The sequence below is a fragment of the Janthinobacterium sp. GW822-FHT07H11 genome (genome assembly GCF_058798615.1).
The window spans coordinates 1,540,771-1,559,853 of the sequence record NZ_CM179507.1 but is presented as its reverse complement, the minus strand read 5'-3'; the positions used below and the strand labels follow the sequence as shown (position 1 = coordinate 1,559,853).

The 19,083-nt window shown below is 62.0% G+C and carries 10 protein-coding genes; 5 read left to right on the top strand and 5 right to left on the bottom strand.

Annotation, left to right across the window (positions count from 1 at the left end; genetic code table 11):
* Window positions 1-47 precede the first annotated feature (47 nt).
* The 3 genes from tldD to AC3RCJ_RS06900 all read right to left on the bottom strand — a co-directional run bounded on the left by tldD (window position 48) and on the right by AC3RCJ_RS06900 (window position 6,702).
* Complete coding sequence (gene tldD / locus AC3RCJ_RS06910; RefSeq protein WP_492959213.1) at window positions 48-1,508, bottom strand: metalloprotease TldD; 1,461 nt, start codon at window positions 1,506-1,508, stop codon at window positions 48-50.
* 178 nt (window positions 1,509-1,686) lie between these two features.
* Window positions 1,687-2,487, bottom strand: coding sequence for a carbon-nitrogen hydrolase family protein (locus AC3RCJ_RS06905; RefSeq protein ID WP_492959215.1), 801 nt, complete (start codon window positions 2,485-2,487; stop codon window positions 1,687-1,689).
* A gap of 36 nt (window positions 2,488-2,523) precedes the next feature.
* Window positions 2,524-6,702 (bottom strand): YhdP family protein, encoded by a 4,179-nt coding sequence (locus AC3RCJ_RS06900; protein WP_492959217.1) that lies wholly within the window; start codon window positions 6,700-6,702, stop codon window positions 2,524-2,526.
* A 260-nt stretch (window positions 6,703-6,962) separates the two neighbouring features.
* Between AC3RCJ_RS06900 and glnE the strand changes: the two genes are divergently transcribed.
* The 4 genes from glnE to AC3RCJ_RS06880 all read left to right on the top strand — a co-directional run bounded on the left by glnE (window position 6,963) and on the right by AC3RCJ_RS06880 (window position 15,005).
* Complete coding sequence (glnE, locus tag AC3RCJ_RS06895; RefSeq protein WP_492959219.1) at window positions 6,963-9,716, top strand: bifunctional [glutamate--ammonia ligase]-adenylyl-L-tyrosine phosphorylase/[glutamate--ammonia-ligase] adenylyltransferase; 2,754 nt, start codon at window positions 6,963-6,965, stop codon at window positions 9,714-9,716.
* 947 nt (window positions 9,717-10,663) lie between these two features.
* The gene (locus AC3RCJ_RS06890) at window positions 10,664-13,576 is read left to right on the top strand and encodes a TonB-dependent receptor domain-containing protein (RefSeq protein WP_492965277.1); all 2,913 of its coding nucleotides are present in this window, start codon (window positions 10,664-10,666) and stop codon (window positions 13,574-13,576) included.
* A 179-nt stretch (window positions 13,577-13,755) separates the two neighbouring features.
* Window positions 13,756-14,136: a hypothetical protein gene (locus AC3RCJ_RS06885; protein WP_492959223.1), complete on the top strand. Its 381-nt coding sequence runs from the start codon at window positions 13,756-13,758 to the stop codon at window positions 14,134-14,136.
* A 104-nt stretch (window positions 14,137-14,240) separates the two neighbouring features.
* Window positions 14,241-15,005 (top strand): YoaK family protein, encoded by a 765-nt coding sequence (locus AC3RCJ_RS06880; protein WP_492959225.1) that lies wholly within the window; start codon window positions 14,241-14,243, stop codon window positions 15,003-15,005.
* Between the two features lie 63 nt (window positions 15,006-15,068).
* Here AC3RCJ_RS06880 and gap read toward each other — a convergent pair whose 3' ends face one another.
* Window positions 15,069-16,079: a type I glyceraldehyde-3-phosphate dehydrogenase gene (gap, locus tag AC3RCJ_RS06875; protein WP_010395244.1), complete on the bottom strand. Its 1,011-nt coding sequence runs from the start codon at window positions 16,077-16,079 to the stop codon at window positions 15,069-15,071.
* 78 nt (window positions 16,080-16,157) lie between these two features.
* A complete protein-coding gene (gene tkt / locus AC3RCJ_RS06870; RefSeq protein ID WP_492959227.1) occupies window positions 16,158-18,155 on the bottom strand; it encodes a transketolase in 1,998 nt (665 codons plus the stop codon).
* A gap of 188 nt (window positions 18,156-18,343) precedes the next feature.
* Between tkt and AC3RCJ_RS06865 the strand changes: the two genes are divergently transcribed.
* Entirely contained in the window at window positions 18,344-19,078 is a 735-nt protein-coding gene (locus AC3RCJ_RS06865; protein ID WP_492959229.1) for a 16S rRNA (uracil(1498)-N(3))-methyltransferase, read from the top strand.
* The last annotated feature ends 5 nt before the right edge of the window (window positions 19,079-19,083 follow it).

The following is a 19,083-nucleotide window of genomic DNA, read 5'->3' as shown; positions in this document are numbered from 1 at the left end:
GAGGGCGTCATCCGACAACCGTGTTGGCCGCGCCGTGTCCAGAAAAATCAGGCCGTGCCGCCAACAGTGATACCGTCGAGGCGCAAGGTCGGCTGCCCCACGCCCACGGGCACACTCTGCCCCTCCTTGCCGCACACGCCCACGCCTGAATCGAGGCGCATGTCGTTGCCGATCATCGAGACGCGGTTGAGCACGTCCGGGCCGTTGCCGATCAGGGTCGCGCCCTTCACCGGGTAGCTGAGCTTGCCGTTCTCGATCATGTACGCCTCGCTGGCCGAGAAGACGAACTTGCCGTTCGTAATGTCGACCTGGCCGCCGCCGAAGTTGACGGCATACAAGCCATTTTTCACGGAAGCGAGAATTTCGCCCGGGTCCCTGTCGCCACCGAGCATATAGGTGTTGGTCATGCGCGGCATGGGCAGGTGGGCGAACGATTCGCGGCGCGCATTGCCCGTCACGGGCATCTTCATCAGGCGCGCATTCATGGTGTCCTGGATATAGCCCTTCAGGATGCCATCCTCGATCAGGGTCGTGCACTGCGTCGGGTTGCCCTCGTCGTCGATATTGAGCGAACCGCGGCGGCCAGCCAGGGTACCGTCATCGACCACGGTGACGCCCTTGGCGGCCACGCGCTCGCCGATGCGCCCGGAAAACGCAGACGATCCCTTGCGGTTGAAATCGCCTTCCAGGCCATGGCCGATCGCTTCGTGCAGCAGGATGCCGGGCCAGCCCGGTCCCAGCACGATGGTCATGGGGCCTGCGGGCGCGGGGCGCGCCTCCAGGTTCACCAGCGCCGACTTGACGGCGTCCGTCGCATACTGTTCCAGTACGGCATCGCTGAAATAATCATAGCTGAAACGCCCGCCGCCGCCGGCCGAGCCCGTTTCGCGGCGACCATTCTGCTCGGCGATCACGGTGACCGAGACGCGCACCAGCGGACGGATATCGGCCGCCAGCACGCCATCGCTGCGCAGCACCAGCACCACGTCGTATTCGCCGGCCAGTCCCGCCATCACCTGCACCACTCTGGGATCTTTCGCGCGCGCCATCTTTTCCACGCGTTCCAGCAGTTGCACCTTGGCCGTGGCATCGAGCGAGGCGAGCGGATCATCGGGCAGGTACAGCGAGCGCCCGCCCTGCGCAAGGGCCCGGCCCGCCACCTTGACCTTGCCGGCGCCGACGCGCGCGATGGTGCGCGTGGCCGCCGCCGCTTCCAGCAGCGCCCGTTCCGAAATATCGTCGGAATACGAGAATGCCGTCTTGTCGCCGGACACGGCGCGCACGCCCACGCCCTGGTCGATGGAAAAGCTGCCCGTCTTGACGATGCCCTCTTCCAGGCTCCAGCCTTCGCTCCTGGTGGACTGGAAGTACAGGTCGGCATAATCGACCTTGTGCGTAAACATCGTGCCCAGGGCTTTCAACAGCTTGTCTTCGTCCAGGCCGAAGGGCGTCAGCAGGATCTCGCGCGCCACGGCCAGGCTGGACAGATTCGGTTCAAATGGGATCATGACTTTGCACTCGCTAATTAGCTAATTATATTCAACGCATTCTCAGTACCTGACAGTAGCGTAGCGAGCGGCAGCGCCCCTTGTGGCCAGGAAGCGCAGCCGTGCTTGGCACGGGCTGCCGAGCCGGTGGGCATCAAGGCCGCGGAGCGCGACGCGCAGCAGCTTATGTCAGGCACCCTCACATGGTGCGGTGCGCCAGGGCAGGCAGCGATTCGCGCACGCCGGCCAGGAACAGCGGATCGATCTCGCCGCTGACCACGCCCTCGCCTTCGGGCAGCACGGCCTTGATTTCGCCCCACGGGTCGATCAGCATGCTGTGACCCCAGGTGCGCCGGCCGTTCGGATGCAGGCCCCCCTGTGCCGAGGCCAGCACATAGCACTGGTTTTCAATGGCCCGCGCGCGCAGCAGCACTTCCCAGTGCGCGCGGCCCGTGGTGTGCGTGAAGGCGGCCGGCACGACGATCAGCACGCAATCGCCCATGGCCCGGTACAGTTCGGGGAAGCGCAGGTCGTAGCAGATCGACAGGCCAACCCTGCCGAACGGTGTTTCGATCGAACGCACCTGGGCGCCCGGCACGATGGTGCGCGCTTCATTGTAGGACTCGGCGCCGCGCGTAAAGCCGAACAGGTGAATCTTGTCATAGCGCCCGGCCGGCGCGCCCTGCGGGTCGTACACGAGGGTGGTGTTCAACACTTTGCCTTCCTGCGCTGAGACCAGGGGCAAGGTGCCGCCGATCAGCCAGATGCCATGCTGGCGCGCCATCTGTGCCATGCCATCCTGGATGGGACCGCTGCCCGGCTGTTCCGCATGGGCCAGCTTGTCCGTTTCCTGCTGGCCCATGATGGCCCAGTATTCGGGCAGCACCACCAATTCGGCCCCGCCTGCCGCCGCCTGCGCCACCAGGCGCCGCGCGGTGGCCAGATTATCCGCCACGGAAGGCGAGGAAATCATTTGTATTGCTGCAACTGTGTGCATCATTTCACCTCTTGTACAGTCGATCTGGCTGAATGGCACTCATTTCGCCACAGCATCCTTCGCCGCCGCTGCGGGCGTGGCGACAGGCTCCAATTTACCACCATCGAGCTTGGTCACCACGGGCGACTTCCATGGCCCGGCGATCTGCATATGGTAGGTGAGCGCCTTCATCACGGGTGCGCGCAGGAACAGTTGCGCCAGGAAACTGCCCAGGCCGATCACAGGATTGACCGCCAGCGCATACACGAGCGGCCCCGTGCCCAGGTTGAATTCCGGGATCACCACCACATGCAGGTTGGTCGTCTCGTTGGCGATATCGGCCGTGCCATCCATCAGCACCGTGGCCGCCACGCCATGCATCTTGAGGTTGTCGGTGGTCACCACGCCGCGCTTGATGCTGGCGTTGGCCGTGATGCCGTCGAAGGCCAGGCCTTCGGAAAACACATCGTGGAAATCGAGTTTCAGCAAGCGCGGCAAGGCTTGCAGGCTCAGCACGCCCAACAGCTTGGCGGCGCCCGGGTCCTGCTTGAGGAACTGGCCCGATTCCACGTTCATCTCGATCTGCCCCGACAGGGTGGGAATATCGAGCGAATACGGCAAGCCGTTCCAGGCGATGTCGCCGCTCAGGCGGCCCTTGCCGCGACGCACCGTGTCGGCAAAGCCGAAGCGGTCGAGCAGCTTGCCCGCATCGACGATATCGAGGCCGAAACGCAGGCTGGTCGTGCTTTGCCCATCCTTGATGATCCATTTGCCATTGCCGCTCAGGGCACCATCGGGATTCGACAGTTGCAGCTTGCCCACGCGCCACTCGCGCCCGCCGGCCGCCATGGTGTTATAGGCTTGCAACTCCAACCGGCCAATCTTCTTGTTGAACAGTTCGAATTGCTCGGCGACGATATCGAGTGAAGGGATCGACTGGGCGCCACTCTTTCCCTCCAGTAAATTTTTCACGTCGTTGGCCGCCGACTCCGGGATGATCAGCGACGACAGGCGGGCCGTCATCTTGCCCAGGCCGGACGGCGTTTCCAGCCAGGTCACATAGCCGGAGACCTGCTTCGCATCGATATTGGCTTGCCAGACGTCCTTCTGGTGCGTGGCACCGACCACCACGTTTTCCAGCTTGCGCTCGCCCAGCATCAATTCGCTGGCACGCGCCGCCATCATGTCCGGCACCACATATTGCGCGATATCGGGCGCATCGTCGTCGGCGCCGCCGCTGTCGGCCGGCCCTGCGCCGCTGCCGGCGATTGCGCTGCCGGCGTCGATCCAGCTGTCCACATCCAGCGATTTCATGTTGACGTTGAGCATCATGCCGCTGTCCGGCTCAGGCGCCGGCACGTTGACGCCAATGCCGCCGCGCACCAGGCGCCAGGCATCCTTGCCCTGCTTCTGACGCTGGTAGCGGGCGGTGATGCCGGACCCCAGCGCAATGCGGATATCGTCGGTGCGCAGGCCGGCGCCATTGGCCGCATTGCCCGTCAGCGTGAATTTCACGGGCAGGCTGTCGCCGGCCGCCTTCTTCAGGGGCGCGGGGAAATCCAGTCCCAGCCCCGTCAACGGCGACTCGACATTGACGATGAGCTGGTGCTCGCGCGCCGTGATCAGGCCGCTGTAGCGGGCGCCGCCGCTCAAATGTTTCGCCAGGCGCTGCAGCACGGGCGCCGGATACGTCTTGCGCAAGCCGTCGATGCTCATGTTGCCGGCAATCTTCACCTGGATGGAATTGTCGGGCTGGCTGCCGCCCGAGATGGCCAGCGGCCCACCCAGCAGGCTGCCATTCAAGCCATTCAGGTTGACGCCTTTTTCGTTGAATTCGATCTTGCCCTGCGTGCCCAGCACGGGCGGCATGTCGCGGAACAGCACCACGTCGTTGCCCGCCAGCTGCAAGCTGCCCTGCACGGTCGCATCGAGCATGCGTTCTATCGGCAAGTGCAATTTGAGCGCCAGTTTGGCATTGCCGGTGGCCGTCGTTTCATCCGTGAAGTGCTCGATCCAGCCCAGCACGGGACTGGCCGTCACGTACTTGAGGAATTCCTGCATCGGGCCGGCCGCGTTGCCCTCGATATCGAGCAGGGTGTCGAAGACGGTCAGGTCGGGGATCACGGCTTTGACATTCGTCAAGGCCACGCCGCCCGTGGTGGCCGTGTCGGCGCGGATTTCCATGCGCGCCCGCTCGAAGACGAAGCTGCCCTGGATTTTTTCCGCCTGCGGCCACAGCGGCGCCTTACCCGCCTGCGGTCCGCTGTCCGCGAATTCGCCGGGAGCATAGTTCAGTTTGCCATTCTCGATCTTGCCGGCCACGCGGAAGTCGCCACGGTTGCGCTGGGCGGCATTGCGCTGGGCGGGGGTGTCGGCCTTGAAGGGGAAATGCTCGAGTTCGCCGCGTAGGCGCAGGCTCACGTCGCGCGCCACGCCGCCTTCCAGTGCGCCCGTCAGCCAGTGGCGCAGGTGCTCGGGCGTTTGCAGCGGCAGATAGCGGCCGATGGTGTTGATCTCGAAATTGTCGATCGTGCCCGTCAAGTCGACCTGGCCCAGGTTCTTGCCGTCGAGCGGCAGGCGGTGCGTGCCGCGCAGGGCGACGCGCAAGCCCTGCTGGTCGAAATCGAGCTGGTCCAGGTCAAGCTGCAACATATTCTCCGCTTCGAAAGCCCAGCGCGCCTGCATCTGGAATTGTTCGAACGGCAGGGCCGGCTCGCTCAGGTAGGATGGCAATTGCAGCACCAGGTCGCGGGCATCGATGGCGATGCTGCCGCCCTTGTCGCTGGCGTCGATGCTGCCGCTGAGCTTGTCGAAGCCGGGAATGGCCGGTGCGGCCGCCTGCGCAGGACTGCTGGCCGTCTTGGCCACGGCCAGGCGCGCCGGCTGCGCATTCAGGCCCAGATCGATGAGCTTGCCGCGCAGGCGGTAGCTGGCGGGCGTCGCCATCTCGCCTTCCCATTGCGCTGAAAAATCCTGCAGCCGCCCACGCGGCGCCAGAGCGTCGAGGCGCTGGCGCTGCTGCTCGCCCAGCGGCAATTTATCGGCCAGCGCGGCCAGGGTTTGCAAATCGAGCGACTTGGCCGTGATCTCCGTACGCGCCGGTTTGCGCTTCGTGGCAGCAATGTAGCGTTCGGACAAGGTCGTGGGTGGCAGGCTAAGGCCATCGCGTGTTTCCACCGCAAAATTCGTCAACGCGATCTGATGGCCATTCGCGCCAAAGGTTGGCTTGCCATCGGGCACCTGCGCCGACAGCTCTTCTTTTGCCGACATGCGTCCGCTGACCGACAGCAGGTCGAGCGGCGCGATATGCTCGCCCAGCCGCGCCTGCACATCGGTCAAGCCCACGTCGGCCGTAAAACCGGCCAGGCGCGCGTGATCCAGGCTCAGCCAGGCGCGCAGGGCGCCCTTGCCCTGGCTCAATTCAAACGGGTAGTCGAGGTAGCGGCGCCAGGCGGCCAGGTCGGCGTTCTTCAGGTCCGCATACAGCTCGCCCTTCCACATCGACACATCGGAAATGCGCGTGCTGAACGGCGGATGCGTGAAGTGAGCGCGCACATCGATGGGCGCGGCCAGGCTAGCGGGCGGCTTTGCCTGCAAGCCCAGCCGATGGCTGCGCCAGCGGTTGCGCAACAGCAAATTAACCTGCTCCAGCGCCAGCTCCGGCGTGCCGCGCACTTCGTCGGTCCAGCGCACCTTGCCGTCGCGGATGATGATGTCGTGCTGCGACAGCAGCCAGTCGGCGCCCTTGCCATCGCTGCCATGGGTATTGTCTACCAGCACGCCGGCCACATACAGCTTGCCGTCCATGCTGCGCCGCACGTCCAGGTCGGGGCGCGTGATTTCCAGCGTTTCAAAGCGCACCGAGCCCAGCACGCTCCACCACGACAAGGTGGCCGACACGCTCGGCAGGCTCAGCGCCTGGCGACCCGTCTGGTCGCGCAGGGTCACGTCGCCGAGGAACAGATTCGGCCGCACGCCATGCCAGGATGCATAAATACGCGCGATGCTGACGGGATTGCCCAGCGCACGGCTGGCGGCCCGCTCGATATCGCCCTTGTAGTAATCGATATTCGGCAGGATGGCGTAGCGCAGGAATAAAAACAGCACGGCAAAGGCGAAATACGCGAGCAGGACCAGCTTGACGGTAAAACCCAGCACATGGTGAGTGGCCAGGTTGGCCATGCGATAGGCGGCACGCAGCCGCTGCCAGCGCAGGGCCAATGGCACATGTTCTGTCACGCTTGCTTCTGGCGGTTTTTGCATCAATAAGCTAATAAACTGGCCCGGCGTCAAATAATGGCAAAAATCGTCTGCATTCGTGGTGCGCGCCTGCATCCTTGCGCTTGCGTCTGAGCAAAGCCTCCCTTACCATCGTCCGGAAGGGCACGCACTGCCGGCGGCATTCGCGTCGGCGGCACAATTTTACCGCATCCCCCGCCGTTCGCAGCCAAGTTAAACAAGAACATGCACGCAGCATCCACGAGACCCTGACCGATACCATGAGCACACAGCCTTTGATCTTTGCCTCCCGTTTCTACCAGCGCTGGCTGGACGCCGCCCCCGAGCGCGCCGCGCAGGTAGCGCAACTGGTGCACGCACCGCTGGACGGGCTCGATTTTGCCGCCGCGCTGGCCCAGCAGGCGAACGCCGCCACGCCGCCGCTGCCGGCCGAACGGGCCATGCGCCGCCTGCGCAACCTGCTCGTCTGCGGCCTGATCGCGCGCGATCTTGGCGGCCAGGCAGACTTGAATGAAGTGGTCACGGCCATGACGGGCTTTGCCGATTTCGCCATCCGCACGCATGTGGAACTCATCATGGCCGAGATGGTGGCCCTGCACGGCATGCCTGTCGGCGAGGAATCGGGCGAGGAACAGGCCTTGATGGTATTGGCCATGGGCAAGCAGGGCGGCGGCGAACTGAATGTTTCGTCGGATATCGACCTGATCTTTGTCTACCCGGAAGATGGCGACACGCAAGCGACCTTGCCGGGCCAGCGCAGCCTGTCCAACCACGAGTTTTTCATTCGCATGGGCAAAAAACTGATCGCCGCCCTGGCCGAGATCACACAGGACGGTTTTACGTTCCGCGTGGACATGGCCTTGCGCCCGAACGGCAATTCGGGTCCGCTGGCCGCCAGCCTGGGCATGGTGGAGCAATACCTGATCGTGCAGGGCCGCGAATGGGAGCGCTATGCCTGGGTCAAGGCGCGCGCCGTGACGGGCAAGGCGGAAGACATTGCCTCGCTCGACGCCATCGTGCGCCCCTTCGTCTTCCGCCGCTACCTCGATTTCGGCGTCATCGATGCCATCCGCACCATGCACGGCCAGATCCGCGCCGAGGTCAACCGCCAGGAGCGGCTGCACCCGGACCGCAGCAACAACGTCAAGCTGGGCCGCGGCGGCATCCGTGAAATCGAATTCCTTGCGCAAGTGTTTCAATTGATACGGGGCGGGCGCGACGCCGAGCTGCGCGAGCGCTCCACGCGCGCCACCCTGTGCACGGTGGCGGACAAGGGGCTATTGGAACCGGCCATCGTGGAACAGTTGCTCGGTTCCTACACTTTCCTGCGCAACCTCGAACACCGGCTGCAATACCTGGACGATGCGCAAACCCATACCTTGCCCGCCAACGAGGCCGACCGCCTGACCGTGGCGCAGATGATGGGCTTGCCCGACACGCCCACCCTGCTGGCCCAGCTGGAAGCGCACCGCGTGTTTGTCGCCGGCCAGTTCGACGAGATGTTCAGCGACAAGAGCAGCGGCACGCCGCCGGCCGACACCGGCATCGACCCGCAGACCTCGAACGACTGCGCCGCTTCCGACCAGCAGGAAGCCATCGAAGCGCGCTTCGCCGCCCTGGGTTTCCATGAGCCGGCCGCCTGCGCGCGCCGTTTGCTGGCCACCTGGCAGGCGCCGCGGCTGCAATCCCTGCCCGAAGCGAGCCGCACGCGCCTGGTGGCCCTCGTCAATTCCGCCCTGCCCCTGATCACCGACTGCTCCGTGTCCAACGGCAATGCCAGCCAGCTGGCCACCCTGGGCCGGCTGCTCGATTTTTTAGAGGCCATCGCGCGCCGCTCGGCCTATCTATCGCTGCTGACGGAATACCCGCATACGCTCGAGCGTGTGGTGCGCATGGTGTGCGCCAGCGGCTGGGCCGCCACCTTCCTCACGCAGCACCCGATCCTGCTCGATGAACTGCTCGATGAACGCATCCGCAACACGGTGCCCGACCCGGCCGCGCTGGCGCTGGACCTGCAGCGCCAGCTCGACGACGCGCCCGGCGACACGGAGCGGCAGATGGATATCCTGCGCGAAACACACCACGCGCAGCTGTTCCAGTGCCTGGCGCAAGACCTGGCGGGCGACCTGAGCGTGGAAAAACTGGCCGACTACCTGTCGCAGCTGGCCGACATCATCGTCGCCGCCACCGTGCAAGCCGTCTGGCAAACGTTACCGACACGCCACCGCGAAGTGCCGAAATTTGCCGTCATCGCGTATGGCAAGCTGGGCGGCAAGGAACTCGGCTATGTCTCCGACCTGGACGTGATCTTCCTGTTCGACGACGACGACCAGGAAGCGCCCGGCCTGTACGCCAAGCTGGCGCAACGCTTCATCACCTGGATGACCTCGCACACTTCGGCCGGCATCCTGTTCGACATCGACATCGCGCTGCGCCCCGATGGCGCCTCGGGCATGCTGGTGTCCAGCGTGCAGGCGTTCGAGCGCTACCAGGGCAGCGCGGCCTGGGTATGGGAGCACCAGGCGCTCACGCGCGCGCGCTTTTGCGCCGGCGACGTGACCATCGGCAAGCACTTCGAGCGCATCCGCGACACCATCTTGCGCAAGGAGCGCCCGGAAAACGGCCCGCTCAAGGGCGAAGTGGTGGCCATGCGCAAGAAAATGCTCGACGCGCACCCGCCCCGCCCCGGCAGCTTTGATCTAAAACAAGATCCGGGCGGCATGATCGACATCGAGTTCATGGTGCAATACCTGGTGCTGCAGCATGCGGCCCGCTATCCGCAGCTGACGGCCAACTCGGGCAATATCGCCCTGCTGCGCCTGTGCGGCGAACTGGGGCTGATCGACGCGCAACTGGCGACCCTGGTGGCCGACGCCTACCGCGCGCTGCGCAAGCTGCAGCACCAGCTGCGCCTGCAAGGGCAGGACCTGGCACGGGTGGAGCCGGAACGGGTGCGCGTGCATGCGGAAAACGTGCAGCGCCTGTGGCAAACCATGTTCCAGGACATCGGCTGAGCAGTTCGATCTGGCGGCCGGCCCGAGGTCGCTGTAGCATCTTTACCACAGCAAATCAGGCTGGCAGCTTCGTCATTCTAGCGACAAAACTGCCCGCTCGGTGCGCCAGCGTCACACCGCCGGTGCGCCCTTTCACTTCTTGCCAAATGCTGTAATCGGGAATACATCCCACAATTCCAGTTTATCCCCATGCATATGCTCGGCATAAAATATTCAGGCCAGCACGATTAACTCAATCCCATATAGATTCAATACAAGCGGCACACCTCAATACAATTTACGGAAAATAGCCAGCGATAATCAGGAACACATTCCATTTCCACGGCAATTCACCTTTCCCTATTTTTCCAGCAATAGAAAAACAATTTTCCCCTACATCCTCCCTGCAGGGACTTCGCGCGCGAGACAAACATTGCAGACGACGGCACTAGCTCTGTGACACGCAGGATAAATCATTTAAAAATGACAACCTATATTTCAATAATGCAACTTTAAAACCATGAAATGGCAGAAAAAATTATCTTAAATTCATTATTTTTCTTCATTAACATCAAAAATCAAGTAAAAATAGTGTGAAATATATAATTGTCATCATTTTGCAATAAAGGAAAAATAATGCTCCCGCCTTATTGCAGACACTCATTCCACGGGCATGTGAATGACATTGTCTATACATATGGCCTCCTTGTGCAGGAATATGCCCGAGTAGAATGGTATTAAAAAACAAAATGTCACAGGCAATTTGACAGCCAAAATCGCCCGCCTCCACTCAGGTCAGTCGCCTTGTAAATATCGCCCTACAAAATAGAAATAACACAAAGACAAGCTGTTGTTATTTTTAGTGATAGCAACTATTAAATTGACTTGAAAGTAGCGCCTATGTACAGTCAACCGTCGTAAAGTTTTTTAAAACATAACTATTAACTTACAACACAAGGGAATCGACAATGTTGAATGAAACAGTACTAGCGCGTTCCGTCAGGCTCATATGCGCAGGCAGTATCGCCCTCACCATGCACTCCGCATTTGCTCAGACACAAGAGGAAAACGTCACCAAGGTGCAAGTCACCGGTTCGCGCCTGACGTCGCCAAATGCCGTGTCGCCATCCCCGCTGCAAATCCTGACTTCGGCCGATATTGCCGCTTCCGGTGCCACCAACTTGCAAGAGCTGCTGTTGAAAAACCCTACACTGGGGACGCCAGGCATCAGCCGCACCAATTCCAATTTCCAGACGGCCAGCGTCGGCGTCGCCACCGTTGACCTGCGCAACCTGGGCACGTCGCGTACGCTGGTGCTGGTCAACGGCCGCCGCTTTATCTCCGGTGTGCCGGGCGAATCCGCGGTCGACATGAACACCATCCCGACCGACTTCATCGAACGCGTGGAACTGCTGACCGGTGGCGCTTCCGCGGCCTACGGCTCGGACGCCGTGGCTGGCGTCGTCAACATCATTTTGAAACGCAACTTCAGTGGCGTACTGGTCGACGCATCGCTGGGCCAAAGCGACTACCACGACGATTCGAAGAAAAAGCTGGCAGTCACCTTCGGCACCAACAGCGCCGATGGCGCCAGCAATGTCATGGGCCACTTCGGTTACTCCAAGCAAGGCGCCGTGTACTCGCGCAACCGTCCAGGCACCGACATCGACAACCAGTCGCTGGCCTTATCCACCAACGACCCGGCCGACTTGTTCAAGGTGCAAGCACCGTTCTATTCGAGTCTCGCCCCACAGGGCCGCTTCCTGTACGGTAGTGGCAAAACCGCGGGTAACTTTACCTACGACAAGGCCGGCAACGTTATTCCATGGAATACCAATGGTTCGGCCACCCAGGCAGCAACTGGTTTCAACCGCAATGAATTCCGTACGATTGCCGTACCGACCGAGCGCTTCCTGTTTGCCCTTAATGGCAATCATGCCTTCAACGAAGACCACAGCGCCTTCTTCGAAGGTACGTATTCATCGACCAAGGTCACGTCGCGCACGGAACCTTTTGGCCTGCAAGCAAGTAACGTTTTCCCCGACGGCTCTGTACCAACCGGCTCCATGGTCAATGGCGCTTTCGTACGCAATCCGCTGGTGCCACAGTATCTGTATGACCGCGCCACCGACACCGATGGCGATGGCATTCGCGACTACTCGTTCTCGCGTCGCCTGTCCGAAGTCGGTACCCGCGGCAGCACGGCGGAACGCGATACCTTCCGTCTGGCGACCGGTCTGAAAGGCACGATCAAGGACTGGAACTATGAAGCTTTCGTGTCTTACGGCAAGACCAAGGAAGCACAGAATTCCACCGGTCAAGTCAATGTCATGAGCTTCCGCAATGCCCTGCTGGCAATTCCTGACGGCAAAGGCGGTGTACAGTGCGCGGACCCCATTGCACGTGCACAAGGCTGCGTACCTATCAACATCTTTGGCTACAATACGATTTCGCCTGAAGCAGCGAAATATGTCGCGGCGCCAGGTTCGCTGATCACGTCGACCACGCAAAAAATTGCTGGTGGTAACTTGAGCGGCGAATTGTTCCAGCTGCCCGCAGGTAAAGTCGGCCTGTCGGGTGGCTTCGAATGGCGCCAGGAGGAATCGAGCAGCGTCGCTGATGCGCTGACGCAGGCGGGTTTGAACGCCGGCAATGCCGCGCCTCCGACCTACGGCAAATTCAATGTCAAGGAAGCATACCTGGAAACCTTGGTACCCCTGCTGAAAGACAAGGCGTTCGCCAAGCAGCTGGACTTCCGCGCGGCCTACCGCGTGGGCGACTACTCGACAGTCGGTCACACCAACAGCTGGAACACGGGCCTGGAATGGGCGCCAACATCGGATGTGAAATTCCGCGCCACGCGTTCGATTTCGACGCGCGCGCCGAATATCAACGAACTGTATTCGCCGGCGAAGCAAACCTTCCCACCAGGTATCTCCGATCCGTGCTCAGGCGTTACATTGACATCCAACACGGAGTTCTCGGCGGGCTGCCGTGCGAATCCGTCCGTGCTGGCCAATATCCAGGCCAATGGCGTGTTCTCGCAAACGCAGTCGGACTTGCAAGGCATCAGCGGCTATGATCGTGGCAATCCTGAGCTCAAGTCGGAGCAAGGCCGTTCGACCACCATCGGCGTGGTCCTGACCCCGCGCTCGATCCCGATGCTGAGCAAGTTCACCTTCACGGCGGACTACTTCGACATCAAGATCTCCGATGCCATCGTCGACACCCCGCGCCAGTATGCGCTGAGCCAATGCTATGGCGGCGGCAATCCGGCATTCTGCAGCTTCATCACGCGCCGTGCGGCGACCAGCGGCGGCAACAACATCGGTACGCTCAGCTACATCGATTCGGCGTCGTCGAATAGTGGTGGCCTGGGTACCGAAGGTATCGACTTGACCGCTTCGTGGGTGGATATGGTCGGACCAGGCCGCCTGAGCGCGAAAATGCAATATACCTACGTGAAAGAGGGTTACGTCATTCCGCTGAAAGGTGAAGACAAGGATCCGTTTGCCGGTGAAATCGGTGCGGCCAAGAACAAGGCCAACCTGAACCTGGCCTACAAATGGGGCAGCTTCGGCATCAGCAGCACCACGACCTATATCGGCCGTTCGTCGCTGGATGACCAGTTCCTGTCGGGACGATTCGACCTGCCAGCGAACTCGGTGAAAGTTGGCTCGCGTACCTACCAGGACTTCCAGCTCACCTTCGACGTGAAGAAGCAAATTCAGCTGTACCTGGGTATCGACAATGCCTTCGACACGTCGGCGGCACCGATCCTGAGCGGAGTGACCGGCAACAGCACGGGCACCAACACCAACGCGGGTACGTATGATCCTATCGGCCGCCGCTACTATGTCGGCATGCGCGTGACGATGTAATTCCGCGCCGGATGGGGAGCCACCGCTCTCCCCTCCTCGCAACGACGGCGCGCTACGGTGCGCCGTTTTCTTTTCAGCAAAAGAAAACAAGGGAAATGAATATGAATAAATTATTACTTTTGCTGGCAGTATGTGGGCCCGCCCTGGCAAACGATGCGGCGACATTACACTGTCGCACCTTGCAAGACGGAGCGGCACGGCTGGCATGCTATGACGCCATGCCGGTGGGCGCCGCACCGGCCGGCATGGCTGCCGCCCCCGTGACCGTGGAACAGCAAAAACAGGCATTCGGCATGGAGGGCAGGCAAAAACGTGCCGATGCGATGGCGGCGCCACAACTGGCCAGCCTGAGCAGCCATATTCCGGGCAAGTTCGAGGGCTGGCAGCCAGGACAAACCATCACCCTGGCCAACGGCCAGCGCTGGAAAGTGGTCGATGGCAGCGATGGCGTGGTGGTTGGCAAGGACTTGAAAGCCACGCTGGTGCGCGGCATGCTGGGCGCCATCTACCTCGATATCGAAGGTGCTTCGCGCTCGCCCAAGGTAGTGCGCATACAGTAAGGCAGGGTGGCAATTACGCCTGGAAAAATCTTTCTGGAAAGCAGCTCATGGCGGCGGGGCGTATGATGAAAGCATCACTGTCTCGCCCGAGGATATATTTCACCATGCCCTTGCATTACTTGTCACGCCTGAGCGGCGCCACGCGCGACCAACGCGCCAACCTGCAACTGGGCTGCGTGCTGGCGCTGGTGGCCGGCGCCGTGAATGCGGGCGGCTTTCTCGCCATCGGCGGGTATACCTCGCACATGACGGGCATCGTCTCGGGCATGGCCGATGACTTGGCGCTGGGCAATGTCACGGTAGCGCTGGCCGCGCTGGGCGCCTGGCTGGCCTTCGTTTCCGGCGCGGCCGTCACGGCCATCATGGTCAACTGGGGCCGGCGCCGGCGCCTGCACAGCCAATATGCCGCCAGCCTGCTGCTGGAAGCGGCGCTGCTCCTGTTGTTTGGCCTGACGGGCAACTACCTCGCTACCATGCCGGATGTGCTGGGGCCCGTCACCATCTTGCTGCTGTGCTTTGTCATGGGTTTGCAGAATGCCATCATCACCAAGATCTCGGGGGCCACCATCCGCACCACGCACGTGACCGGCCTGTCGACCGATATCGGTATCGAACTGGGCAAGATGGCGTACTACAACCGGCGCCAGTTGCCGGACAGAGTCGTCAAGGTCAACCAGGGCAAGCTGAAAACGCACTGCCTGCTGATTGCCGGCTTCTTCATCGGCGGCGTCAGTGGCGCCCTCGCCTTCAAGCATATCGGCTTTCCGGCCGCCACCATCATCCTCGCCTGCGCGCTGACCTTCCTGTCCGGCGTGCCCGTGCTGCGCGACTTGCGCGTCTTGTGGCGCTTCTACCGGCGCCGTTTCTAATCATACGGACGAAAAAAAACGCCCAGGCAACTACCTGGGCGTTTTTTCTTATTCGGTCAACAATTACTTGGCCGACATCAGTGCAACGGTGGTGTCCAGCATGCGGTTCGAGAAACCCCACTCGTTGTCGTACCACGACGATACTTTCACCAGACGGCCCGACACCTTGGTCAGGGTCGAATCGAAGTTCGACGACGCCGGGTTGTGGTTGAAGTCGATCGATACCAGCGGTTCGGTCTGGTACGTCAGGATGCCTTCCAGCGCGCCTTCCGACGCCGCTTTCATCAGCGCGTTGACTTCTTCCACGGTGGTGTCGCGCTTGGCGATGAAGGACAGGTCGACCAGCGACACGTTGATGGTCGGCACGCGGATGGCGAAGCCGTCCAGCTTGCCATTCAGCTCAGGCAGCACCAGGCCCACGGCGGCAGCGGCGCCCGTCTTGGTCGGGATCATGCTCATGGTGGCCGAACGGGCGCGGCGCAGGTCTTCATGCATCACGTCGGACAGCACCTGGTCGTTGGTGTAGGCGTGCACGGTGGTCATCAGGCCCGTTTCGATGCCGATGGCGTCGTTCAATGGCTTGACCAGCGGTGCCAGGCAGTTGGTGGTGCACGACGCGTTCGAGATGACGGTGTCGGTCGATTTCAGCACCGAGTGGTTCACGCCGAACACGACGGTCGCATCGACGTCCTTGCCGCCTGGTGCCGAGATGATGACTTTCTTCGCGCCGCCCTTCAGGTGAGCCGAAGCCTTTTCTTTGGTGGTGAAGAAGCCCGTGCATTCCAGCACGACGTCCACGCCCAGCTCGCCCCATGGGATTTCAGCCGGGTTGCGCTGTGCGAATACGCGGATCGGATCGCCATTGACGATCATGTTGTCGCCTTCGACGGTAACCGTGCCCGGGAACTTGCCGTGCGCGGTGTCGTAGCGGGTCAGGTGGGCGTTCGATTTGGCATCGCCCAGGTCGTTGATGGCAACGATCTGGATATCCTGTTTCTTGCCGCCTTCGTAGAAAGCGCGCAACACATTACGGCCGATGCGGCCGTAGCCATTGATTGCAACTTTGATCGTCATACTCTGCTCCTGATTAAAAAAAAAGGTATCAGCACAGCCCCCCGGCACTACCTTGCCGGGGTCTGCTCAAAATCAATATTAGCCAGCGATAACGGCTTTCACCTTGGCAACGACGTTCTCGACCGTGAAACCGAAGTGCTTGAACAGCACGCCGGCCGGCGCCGATTCGCCGAACGTGTCGATACCGACCACGGCGCCTTCCAGGCCCACGTATTTGTACCAGACGCTGGTCACGCCCGCTTCGATGGCCACGCGCGGCACGCCCTTCGTCAGCACGCTGGCCTTGTAGGCGGCGTCCTGACGGTCATACACGTCGGTCGACGGCATCGACACGACGCGCACATTGATGCCTTCCGAGGCCAGCGCGCTGGCGGCGGCCACGGCCAGTTCCACTTCGGAACCGGTGGCGATCAGGATCGCCTTGGCATCGACCACGTCGTTGAGCACATAGCCGCCGCGGAAGATGTTCTCGATCTGTTCGGCGCTACGCTCCTGGTACGGCAGGTTCTGGCGCGAGAAGATCAGGGTCGACGGGCCATCCTTGCGGCGCACGGCGGCGCCCCAGGCAGCTGCCGACTCGACGGTGTCGCACGGACGCCAGTTGTCCAGGTTCGGGATCAGACGCATCGACGAGACGTGCTCGACCGATTGGTGCGTCGGGCCGTCTTCGCCCAGGCCGATCGAATCGTGGGTGAACACGAAGATCGAACGCAGCTTCATCAGCGCGGCCATGCGCAGGGCATTGCGGCTGTAGTCGGAGAACGTCAGGAAGGTGGCGCCGAACGGGATGTAGCCGCCGTGCAAGGTGATGCCGTTCATGATGGCGCTCATGCCGAATTCGCGCACGCCGTAGTTGATGTGGTTGCCAGGCTGGCCCGAACGCACGGCCACGCATTCTTTCCAGTTGGTCAGGTTCGAACCGGTCAGGTCGGCCGAGCCGCCCAAAAATTCCGGCAGCGACGAGGCCAGCGCCTGGATGGCGTTCTGGCTGGCCTTGCGGGTGGCGATGTTTTCTTTCTTTTCCACGCAGGAAGCGATGGCGGCGCTCAGGGCCGCTTCGAATGCCTGTGGCAGTTCGCCCTGCATGCGGCGCGTCAATTCGGCGGCCTGCTGCGGGAATTCGCGGGTGTAGGCGGCGAAGCGCTCGTTCCAGTCCGCTTCCAGCAGGGCGCCTTGCTTCTTGGCATCCCAGGCGGCATACACGTCGGCCGGCATTTCGAACGGTGCGGCATCCCAGCCGATGTATTCGCGCACGGCGGCGATTTCCTTGTCGCCCAGCGCGGCGCCGTGGACCTTGTCGCCGCCTTGCAGGTTCGGCGAACCCTTGCCGATGATGGTCTTGCAGCAGATCAAGGTTGGCTTGCTGGCGCTCTTGGCGGCGGCGATGGCGGCAGCCACGGCGGCCACGTCATGGCCGTCGACGGAGCGGATGACGTTCCAGCCGTACGCTTCGAAGCGCGCCGGGGTGTCGTCCGTGAACCAGCCTTCCACTTTACCGTCGATGGAAATGCCGTTGTCATCGTACAGGGCGATCAGTTTATTCAGGCCCAGGGTGCCGGCCAGCGCGCACACTTCGTGCGAAATACCTTCCATCAGGCAACCGTCGCCGACGAAGGCGTAGGTGTAATGGTTGACGATGTCGTGGCCGGGCTTGTTGAATTCAGCGGCCAGCAACTGCTCCGACAGGGCCATGCCGACGGCGTTGGCGATGCCCTGGCCCAGCGGGCCGGTGGTCGTTTCCACGCCGGGCGTGATATCGACTTCCGGGTGGCCCGGGGTTTTCGAATGCATCTGGCGGAAGGCCTTGATGTCCTCCATCGACAGCTCGTAGCCGGTCAGGTGCAGCAGCGCGTAGTGCAGCATGGAGCCGTGGCCGTTCGACAACAGGAAACGGTCGCGGTTTTGCCATTTCGGGTTCGCGGGATTGTGGCGATAGTGACCACTCCACAGGGCAACTGCGATCTCGGCCATGCCCATCGGCATGCCTGGATGGCCGGAATTGGCCTTTTGTACAGCGTCCATTGCCAGTGCGCGGATCGCATTGGCCATTTTGGTAGTCGGGAGCGTAGTTGTCATGATGGTGTGGGTCAGTCGCGAGTTTGGGATTCGTTTGCAACAGCGCGGACAGGGAAGCCGGCTGCTTTCTGTAGTCAACTATTTTACCAGACTGGGGGGCCGCAAATTAGAATTGCAGCGTACTCTGCCGCCATATCGCTATACTTTGATGTCTTTCCACCCCACTTACATCCCCGTTGAGGATTTGCATGCCGCGTTTTTTCTGTCCACAGCCGCTCGTCGCCGGCACCACCGTCTCCCTGCCCGAAGCCGTCGCCCACCATATCCAGGTCGTGCGCCTGGCACCGGGCGACGTCATCACCCTGTTCAATGGCGAGGGCGGCGAAGTGCAGGCGAGCCTGGTGGCGGTCGCCAAGCGCAGCGTGACGGCTGAAATACAGGCCCACGTGGCGCGCGAGGCGGAGCTGCCATATGCCGTGACCCTGGCGCAGGCCTTGCCGGAAGCGTCGAAGATGGACTGGATCATCGAAAAAGCCATCGAACTGGGGGCGGCCGGCATCGTGCCGCTGGCGGCGCAGCGCTGCGTCGTGCGCCTGTCCAGCGAGCGGGCCGAGAAGAAACTCGCGCATTGGCAAGGCATTATCGTTTCCGCATCGGAACAATGCGGCCGCAACCGCCTGGCGCAGCTGGCCCCATTGCAGGATTTTAATAGCTGGAGCGCCCAGCAGGATTTACATAAACGCATCATTTTAACGCCGCGCGCGCAGCAGTCGCTGGCCGACTGGGCGCGTCACCAGCCGCCGCAGGCCGTGACTGTGATGGTGGGGCCGGAAGGGGGATTTTCGGAAACGGAAGAAAAAGCGGCGCTGGCCGCCGGCGCCATCGGCCTGGCCATGGGCCCGCGCATCCTGCGCACGGAAACGGCGGGCCTGACGGCGCTGGCCACGCTGGCGGCCCTGTGGGGCGGAATGCAAGACGCATAACACCA